7 protein-coding genes are annotated in these 8014 nt (G+C 57.8%); 3 read left to right on the top strand and 4 right to left on the bottom strand.

The annotated features are described in order from the left end of the window. Both ABWQ15_RS08550 and ABWQ15_RS08545 read left to right on the top strand, forming a co-directional pair. The coding region (locus ABWQ15_RS08550) for a hypothetical protein (RefSeq protein ID WP_353908346.1) at window positions 1-396 on the top strand (396 nt) is incomplete at its 5' end. 145 nt (window positions 397-541) lie between these two features. Continuing rightward, the gene (locus ABWQ15_RS08545; protein ID WP_353908345.1) at window positions 542-1261 is read left to right on the top strand and encodes a polysaccharide deacetylase family protein; all 720 of its coding nucleotides are present in this window, start codon (window positions 542-544) and stop codon (window positions 1259-1261) included. A gap of 111 nt (window positions 1262-1372) precedes the next feature. On the opposite strand, the gene secG is transcribed toward ABWQ15_RS08545, so the two are convergent. After that, complete coding sequence (secG, locus tag ABWQ15_RS08540) at window positions 1373-1600, bottom strand: preprotein translocase subunit SecG (RefSeq protein ID WP_353908344.1); 228 nt, start codon at window positions 1598-1600, stop codon at window positions 1373-1375. A gap of 381 nt (window positions 1601-1981) precedes the next feature. On the opposite strand from secG, the gene lexA reads away from it, so the two are divergent. Next, on the top strand, window positions 1982-2614 hold the full coding sequence (gene lexA / locus ABWQ15_RS08535) for a transcriptional repressor LexA (protein WP_353908343.1): 633 nt from the start codon (window positions 1982-1984) through the stop codon (window positions 2612-2614). Between the two features lie 120 nt (window positions 2615-2734). Here the strand turns inward: lexA and ABWQ15_RS08530 are convergent, their stop codons facing one another. From ABWQ15_RS08530 to secA, 3 genes are all read right to left on the bottom strand, one after another. After that, the gene (locus ABWQ15_RS08530) at window positions 2735-4276 is read right to left on the bottom strand and encodes an ABC transporter substrate-binding protein (protein WP_353908342.1); all 1542 of its coding nucleotides are present in this window, start codon (window positions 4274-4276) and stop codon (window positions 2735-2737) included. Window positions 4277-4304: 28 nt separating this feature from the next. Further along, window positions 4305-5114 (bottom strand): peptidoglycan editing factor PgeF, encoded by an 810-nt coding sequence (gene pgeF / locus ABWQ15_RS08525; protein ID WP_353908341.1) that lies wholly within the window; start codon window positions 5112-5114, stop codon window positions 4305-4307. A gap of 88 nt (window positions 5115-5202) precedes the next feature. Further along, a complete protein-coding gene (gene secA, locus ABWQ15_RS08520) occupies window positions 5203-7953 on the bottom strand; it encodes a preprotein translocase subunit SecA (protein WP_353908340.1) in 2751 nt (916 codons plus the stop codon). Window positions 7954-8014 lie beyond the last annotated feature (61 nt).

The raw sequence follows: 8014 nt of genomic DNA, 5'->3' as shown, positions 1-8014 counted from the left end.
GCCGTGGTTCTGGCGGAGGCTTCGGCGGCGGTTCCTTCGGGGGCGGCGGAGGCCGCGGTTCTGGCGGAGGCTTTGGCGGCGGTTCCTTCGGGGGCGGCGGAGGCCGTGGTTCTGGCGGAGGCTTCGGCGGCGGTTCCTTCGGGGGCGGCGGAGGCCGGGGGTTTGGCGGCAGCTTCGGTGGCGGCTCCTTCGGGGGCGGCGGGGGCCGAGGGTTCGGTGGCGGCTTCGGCGGCGGCTCCTTCGGGGGCGGCGGCGGGCGCCATTGAGCTTTCCTGCGATTCCCTAATTGAAAACAGCGGAGATATCCATATCGGATGTCTCCGCTGCTTTTTTGATAAATCTTGCCTTAAGATTCAAATTATTTGCCCCGCCAGTCTTCAAAAGGACATTCGATAAAAGCGGGATAAAGAAATGCGGAAGTGACCTTCTGAGGCAAGTGAAGCGAGAATTTTTCAGGCATTTTGAACCTGCGACTTGGTTTGCGTAATTCCAAGAAAATTACATAGACTGTTCTTTTGAAGAAGTAGAAAGGATGTGTGGTATGAAAGCGCGGAGAGCGGCATTTTTGGGGATAATGGCCGCAGTGCTGCTGATTTGCTGTCGGGAAGAAAGCGCCTTACCGGCAGTGGCTCCGGCGGAGATATCGGAGACGAAGTATGTGGCGCTGACCTTTGACGATGGTCCACGGGCCAACACCACAGGTCGGCTGCTGGACGGCCTGCGGGAGCGGGGTGCCAGCGCCACTTTTTTCCTGATCGGACGGCAGATTGCCGGAAATGAAGACCTGGTGCTCCGAATGAAGGTCGAGGGGCATCAGGTCGGAAACCATACATGGGATCACGTGACGCTGCAGGGGAAACCCGCCGCTGTAGTACAAAAGGAGATTTGCAGGACCGACAATGCCATTCGGAATATTTTGGGGGACGGGAGCTACTGGGTCCGTCCCCCTTATGGCCTTTTAAATAAAAATCAGCGGTGCTGTTTTTCCACGCCGCTGGTCCATTGGAGCGTGGACCCGGAAGACTGGAAGCTGAAAAATGCAAAGAAGGTAGTCGACGCCGTCCTGAAAAAAGTTCAGCCGGGGAATATTATTCTGCTTCATGATATTTATGCGACTTCCGTGGACGCGGCATTCCAAATTGTGGATACGCTGGAGGCGGAGGGGTATGAGTTCGTCACGGTGGAGGAGCTGCTGGCGCTGTATGGCATTACTCCGCAGGCGGGAGTGTTTTACACCGATGCACGGGAGATAACGGAGTGAAAAGGCCGCCATGCGCGTCGGTCTCTTCGCGTCGGCAACTCCGCTGATTTTTAGAAGACAAAAAAAGTGTCTCCGTGAGAACTCTCACGGAGACACTTTCTAAAATAGAAATCAGATAACGTTCAAAGCAAGGGTAAAGACGATAAACACGGCACCGATCCACTTGGTGGCCCGGGCCAGCTTCGCGTCGGCGGTCTTCGCCTTATTCTTCGACAGGAAAGAGTCGGCCACGCCACCGATAGAGCCGGACAGTCCCGCGCTCTTGCCGGACTGGAGCAACACGACCACGATCAGGATCAGGCCGCACAAAAGCTGCAAAATCGTTACAAAAAGCTGCATTTCAAGATTCCTCCAAAAAAATCATTTCCGCAGAAGAATTGCGGAAGACATATTCACAGACTTGAATTTTACCACAGTTCTGACGGATTAGCAAGGGATTTTTGAAAAAAATGGCCACTTTCGGGGAAAACACGCAAAAAAATTTTAGAAACAAATGGAACATCTGTTTGCATTCCGCGGATAAATGTGCTATACTGTTTACAAAGCAATTTACAATATGCGCGTTTTGGCGTACCGTGCCGAAAAACTTGATTTTCGGGACGCCGATGAAGACGGCGCGCAGATAGATCGGGGCGCCGCATCATCTGCCGCCACAAGCCACAACCAGTGCGGTTTTCCGGCGCATGTCATGTCGAGGATAATGAAAGCGGAGGTACTCCTATGGAAAAACTCTCCAAAATGCAGCAAAAAATATACGATTATCTGGTGTCCTGCATCCGGGAGCAGGGCTATCCGCCTTCGGTCCGGGAGATTGGGGAGGCGGTAGGACTGAAGTCCCCCTCTACGGTCCACTTTCATCTGAAACATCTGGAGGAGGCCAAGTACATCGAAAAGGGCGCGGGCAAGGGTCGAGCCATTGCCCTGACGCATCCGGTGCAGGGGATGGCTGTCGATTTGCCTGCCTCCGCAGAGGAGGAGCAGCCTTTGGGGAAGATCCCCATTGTTGGGAATGTGGCGGCAGGGAGCCCGATTTTGGCACAAGAGTGTGTGGAGGATTATCTGACCTTTGACCCGGATGGTCCGGTGGATGAATATTTTGCGCTCCATGTCCGGGGAGAATCCATGATCGACGTAGGAATCCTGAACGGAGACCTGGTGGTGGTGCGCCGTCAGCAGGTTGCCAGCAATAGGGAGATCGTGGTGGCCATGATCGACGATGAGGCTACCGTAAAGCGGTTCTCCCGGAAAAACGGGCGCATCTGGCTTCTGCCGGAAAACCCGGAATACGCGCCCATCGACGGGACCCATGCCCAGATTTTGGGCAGGGTGACGGCTGTAGTGCGGCGGTACTGAGCGGCGGGAGTCCGGCATTCCGGAGTGCGCTGCGGCAACTGCGGACAAATAAAGACGAGGGGGCAAAGGCCAAAGGCTTTTGCCCCCTCGTTCGGCATTCGAGAAAACATTTGGAAGTCCTCAGCTGTCCTGCAGATGGACGGTACATTCCGCCAGCTTATAAAAAGGGTTGGCGGCGGTGGGGGTTAGGTTTTCTATCGTGCCACGCTGCACCAGAACGGAGACTGTTTTGAAGCAGACCGGCAGGATCGGCGCCTGAGTCTGCAGCCGGCGGCAGACGGCCAGCAGTGCCGAAGACCGGCTACCGGAGGATCGGCAGGCGGTCAGCAGCCCGTCCAGCGTGGGATCGGAATAGCCGCCGTAGTTCAGCGCGCCTCCCGTGGACAGCAGGGCGTGAAGATCCCAATCCGCCGTCAGCTTTACCTCGCCGTAATACAGGTCGAAATTTCCAGCTGCCAGCGCGGCGGTATATTCCTCCCAGGGCAGGACGCTAACATCAATTTTCAGATCAAATGCCGACAGCTGAGAGGCGATCTGCCGGGCGGCGGCCACCTTAAAGCTGCTTTCTTCGTTGACAATCATACGCAAAGAAACCTCCGCGCCGGAGGCGCGGCCCGCCGCAGTCATAGCTTGCTGGAATGCGTCGTAGGAATAGGCTTTTTCAAGAGTTCCCGGATAATCCTTTGACGCGGGGGATATCGGGAACTGGGCGGCTTTTGCGTGACCGGAGAGAAATGCGCTGACGGTCTGCCCACGGTCTATCCCCAGACTCAGCGCCTGCCGCACAGCCGCGTCGGACAGGGCGGGAGAGGCAATGTTGACGCCAACGTACTGAAAAATGGTTGAGTCCGCGTCGTAAAACTGAACGCTGCCGGTGACGCTGACCGGGCTGGACCCGGTTAGGTCGGAGGTCAGAAGCTGCGTTTCGTGAGAGGAAAATTGAAAGAGCATGACGTCCGGGTCATCGGCGGCCCGCAAGGCAACGTGATCCACCGGCTGCTTGCCGCCCTGCCAGTTGGGGTTAGCGGTGAGGGTGGCGGCTCCGCTGCCGGGGACAAAGCGGTAGGGCCCGGTGCCCACGGGGATCGAGTCCGCCGTTTCGGATTTTACAATGGGGATATCCAGCAGGGCCGGGAAACCCGTGTTTGGAGCAGAGAGTGTGACGGTCACCGCCCCGTCTCCCGCCGCGATGGAGGTTACATTGTTCAGCCGCGTACCATATCGCCCGGAGGATTGTGCCCGCCGCAGGGTATCGGCTACATCGGCTGCCGTAAGGGCGGAGCCGTCGGAAAACAGCACGCCGGAACGGAGAGAAAACGTGTAGACGGTGCCGGTTGGGTCGCAGGTGTAGGAGGAGCAGAGCAAGGGTTGAGGAGCAAAGGTTTCATCTAATTCAAAAAGCCCCTCGCACAACAGCGCCGCCACAGTCTGCTGTACCCCGTCGGGGCAGGTGATGGGGTCCAGGCTCAGCCCCGGGTAGTAGGGCAGCGCCAGTTCCTCCGGCAGGACGGCAGGCGTTTCGGCAGACTCCGACGCGGAAGATTCCGCGCCGGACTGATCAGGCAGAAGATCCTCATCGTCAGGGTCCGACACGGAGGAGCAGCCGCTCAGCAGCATCGCCGCACAGAGCAAGGATATCAAAACTTTTTTGAAGTGTTTCATACGTTCTCCGTTTCAAAAAGCTTGCGGTTTACCGCAGGGAGATCATTGCCACCTGCGCGCCCCGCTGCCCGCCTACCTTGCGGTAGGACCAGAACAGGTCCGAGCGGCAGTAGGTGCAAAGTTCGCTGACATCGATGTGCTCCGGCGCGACACCTGCACGCAGCAGCCACTGGCGGTTCAACCCGGCAAGATCCACATGCCATTTGGCACCCTTCTTTTCAAGGAACGGCGCGGCCTCCTTGCCAAGGCTGGCAGTCATGGCAAGAGGGACGTCGTCGTCGGTCTCAAAGCAGCACGGACCGATACAGGGGCCGATGGCTGCCAGAATCCGTTCTGCCTTCGCTCCGTATAACCGCTCCAGCTCACGGACAGTCTTCTCCAGAATGCCGTCGGCGCAGCCCCGCCATCCGGCGTGGACCGCACCGGCGCAGTTTGCCACCGGGTCGTGGAGTAAAATAATGCCGCAGTCGGCAGAGAAGACCACCAGAGGCAGATTACACTCATTGGTCACCAGCGCATCGGCGGTATAGTCCCGCTCCCGCCACAGGCCCATGCCCGTGCGCTCCCCCGTAACCTGTAAAACGGTGGTCTCGTGGACTTGATGAGCAAGGACCAACCGGCGCATGTCAATTCCGATGGCGCCGCAGAAGCGGCGATAATTTTCCTCCACAGCAGGGCGGTCGCCGCCCCGGTTGGGGGCCAGATTCATCGTGTCGTAGGGAGGCTTGCTGACGCCGCCCTTCCGGGTGGAAAACCCGTGGGCTATGCCGCCGCAGGCGTCCAACAGAGGGGAAGTGAAGTAGACGAGGCCGTTTTCCTCGTGAGTCGTCAAAGACATAGTCGCTCCTTTTTTGAAATGCAGAGCCGTTCCCCGCCCTCCCGGCAGGAGAACAGGGAACGGCCAGATTGTGTTGAGATGAGAGGGCTCAGTTGGAGTGATACTCCGCGCAGGTGCAGTTTTTGAACTTCTTCCCGCTGCCGCAGGGGCAGGGATCGTTGCGGCCGATCTTGTTGACCTTGCGGGGCTGCTTTTTCGGCGCGGTGTCGTCGCCGCCCACATTTTCAGTCATATCCTTGGCCACGCGCTCCCGTTTAACCTCTTCGTTGGTCTTGATGCGGACGGAGAACATCCGCCGCGCGGTCTCCTTCTGGATGGCGGAGATCATTTCCTCAAACATCGTCAGGGATTCCTGCTTATAGGCGATGACGGGGTCAGTGTTGGCGTAGGCCCGCAGGCGGATACCCTGTTTCAGATCGTCCATGGCGTCGATGTGGTCCATCCAGTATTCATCCACAACCCGCAGCATGATGACGCGCTCCAGCTCTCTGGTGATGGCGGGGGTGAACTCCTGCTCACGGGTATCGTATGTCTTTTCCGCCTCAGCATAGAACAGATCGGCAAAGTTCTGCTCGGTCTTCTCCGTCAACTCTTCCTCAGTGAACTGGAATAGGCCCTTGGGGAAATACATGCCTTCGAGGCCTGCCAGCATTTCGCGGAACCCAGCCTCGTCAAGCGCGGCCTGCTCGCCGAAGGCCTGAGCCACATGGTCGGAGATGGCGGAACGGGTCATGCCCAGAATAATCTCCTTCAGATCCTTGCCGTCCAGAACCTGCTTGCGCTGACCATAGATGATCTCGCGCTGCTTGTTCATCACATCGTCGTATTCCAGCACGGACTTTCTGGACTGGAAGTTCCGGGATTCCACGGTGGTTTGAGCGTTTTCAATGGCCTTGGACAGCATCTTGCTCTCAATGGGGGTATCCTCGTCCAGATCCATTTTCTCCATCATGGCGGTGATCCGGTCGCCGCCGAACAGGCGCATCAGATCGTCCTCCAAGGAGATATAGAACCGGGTCTCACCGGGGTCGCCCTGGCGGCCCGCGCGACCGCGCAGCTGATTGTCAATCCGGCGGGAATCGTGGCGCTCGGTGCCGATGATGAATAGACCGCCCGCCTCGCAGACCTTGACCGCTTCTTCGGAGATCTCCGTCTTGTACTTGGCCAACGCGTCGGCGTACTGTTTCCGGGCGTTCAGAATTTCTTCATCATCGGTCTCGGCATAACCGGTGGCCTCGGCGATCAGGTCGTCGGACATGCCGGATTTGCGCAGGACCGACTGAGCCAGATACTCAGCATTGCCGCCCAGCATGATATCGGTGCCGCGCCCGGCCATATTGGTGGCGACGGTGACGGTGCCCAGCTTGCCCGCCTGAGCGATGATCTCAGCTTCCTTCTCGTGGTTCTTGGCATTCAGAACGTTGTGAGGGATGCCTTCCTTGCTCAAAAGCCCGGATAATATCTCGTTCTTCTCAATGGACACGGTACCCACCAGCACCGGCTGGCCCTTTTCATGGCACTCCTTCACCTGCGCGATGACGGCGCGGTACTTGCCCGCTTCCGTCTTGTATACCACGTCGTGGTTGTCCTTGCGCTGGTTGGGACGGTTGGTGGGAATCTCAATGATATCCAGGTTGTAGATGGTGCCGAATTCCTCCTGCTCCGTCATGGCCGTACCGGTCATGCCGGAGAGCTTGTCGTACAGGCGGAAGTAGTTCTGGAAGGTGATGGTGGCCAGCGTCTTGTTCTCGCTGGCGACCGTGACGTGCTCCTTGGCCTCGATGGCCTGATGCAGTCCTGCGGAGTACCGCCGGCCGAACATCAGACGGCCCGTAAACTCGTCCACGATGATAACCTCGCCGTTTTGAACCACGTAGTCGATGTCCCGCTTCATAACGCCGTGAGCCTTGATGGCTTGATTGATGTGGTGGGACAAAGTGGAGTTCTCGGAGTCGGACAGGTTGTCCAGATGGAAGAACTGCTCGGCCTTGGTAATGCCGTTCGCCGACAGCATGGCGGTTTTCGCCTTCTCATCCACGATGTAGTCGGCGTCCTCGTTTACGTCTTCCTCTTCTTTGTTATCCACCTCGGCCACGACTTTTTTCTTCAGGCGGGAGACGAACATTTCCGCCATGTCGTACAACTGAGTGGATTTGTCGCCCTGACCGGAAATAATCAGAGGGGTCCGGGCCTCGTCGATCAGGATGGAGTCCACCTCGTCCACGATGGCGAAGACGTGGCCCCGCTGAACCATCTCTGTGGAGTAGATGCACATATTGTCCCGGAGGTAGTCGAAGCCCATCTCATTGTTGGTGCCGTAAGTGATATCCGCATTATAGGCCGCCTGGCGCTCCGCAGTGGTGAGGCCATGGACGATCAGGCCCACCTTCAGGCCCAGAAAACGGTGTACCTTGCCCATCCACTCGCTGTCGCGCTTGGCCAGATAGTCGTTGACGGTGACGATGTGGACACCGTTACCGGTCAGCGCATTGAGGTAAGAGGGAAGGGTGGCGACCAAGGTCTTGCCTTCGCCGGTCTTCATCTCCGCGATACGGCCCTGATGCAGCACAATGCCGCCCACCAGCTGCACGCGGTAGGGGCGCAGACCCAAAACGCGGTCCGCGGCTTCGCGCACGGTGGCGAACGCCTCCGGCAGGATGGAGTCCAGCGTTTCGCCGTTTGCAAGGCGCTCTTTGAACTGGGCGGTCTTGCTCCGCAGTTCCTCGTCGGAAAGCGCCTTGTACTCATCGGCCAGAGCGTCAATTTTGTCGACAATGGGATAAATCTGCTTTAGTTCGCGGGAGCTGTAATCTCCGAAAATTTTCTTGATAAAGCTCATAGGTGGTTAAAGATCCTTTCTGATCCAGCTTTTTCGGAGAAAAAGCCGGGATGATATTCCT

The organism is Oscillibacter sp., assembly GCF_040505565.1.
Classification (GTDB): domain Bacteria; phylum Bacillota; class Clostridia; order Oscillospirales; family Oscillospiraceae; genus Oscillibacter.
Note: the sequence above shows the minus strand (reverse complement) of the source record. Positions and strands in the feature narration are given on the sequence as shown.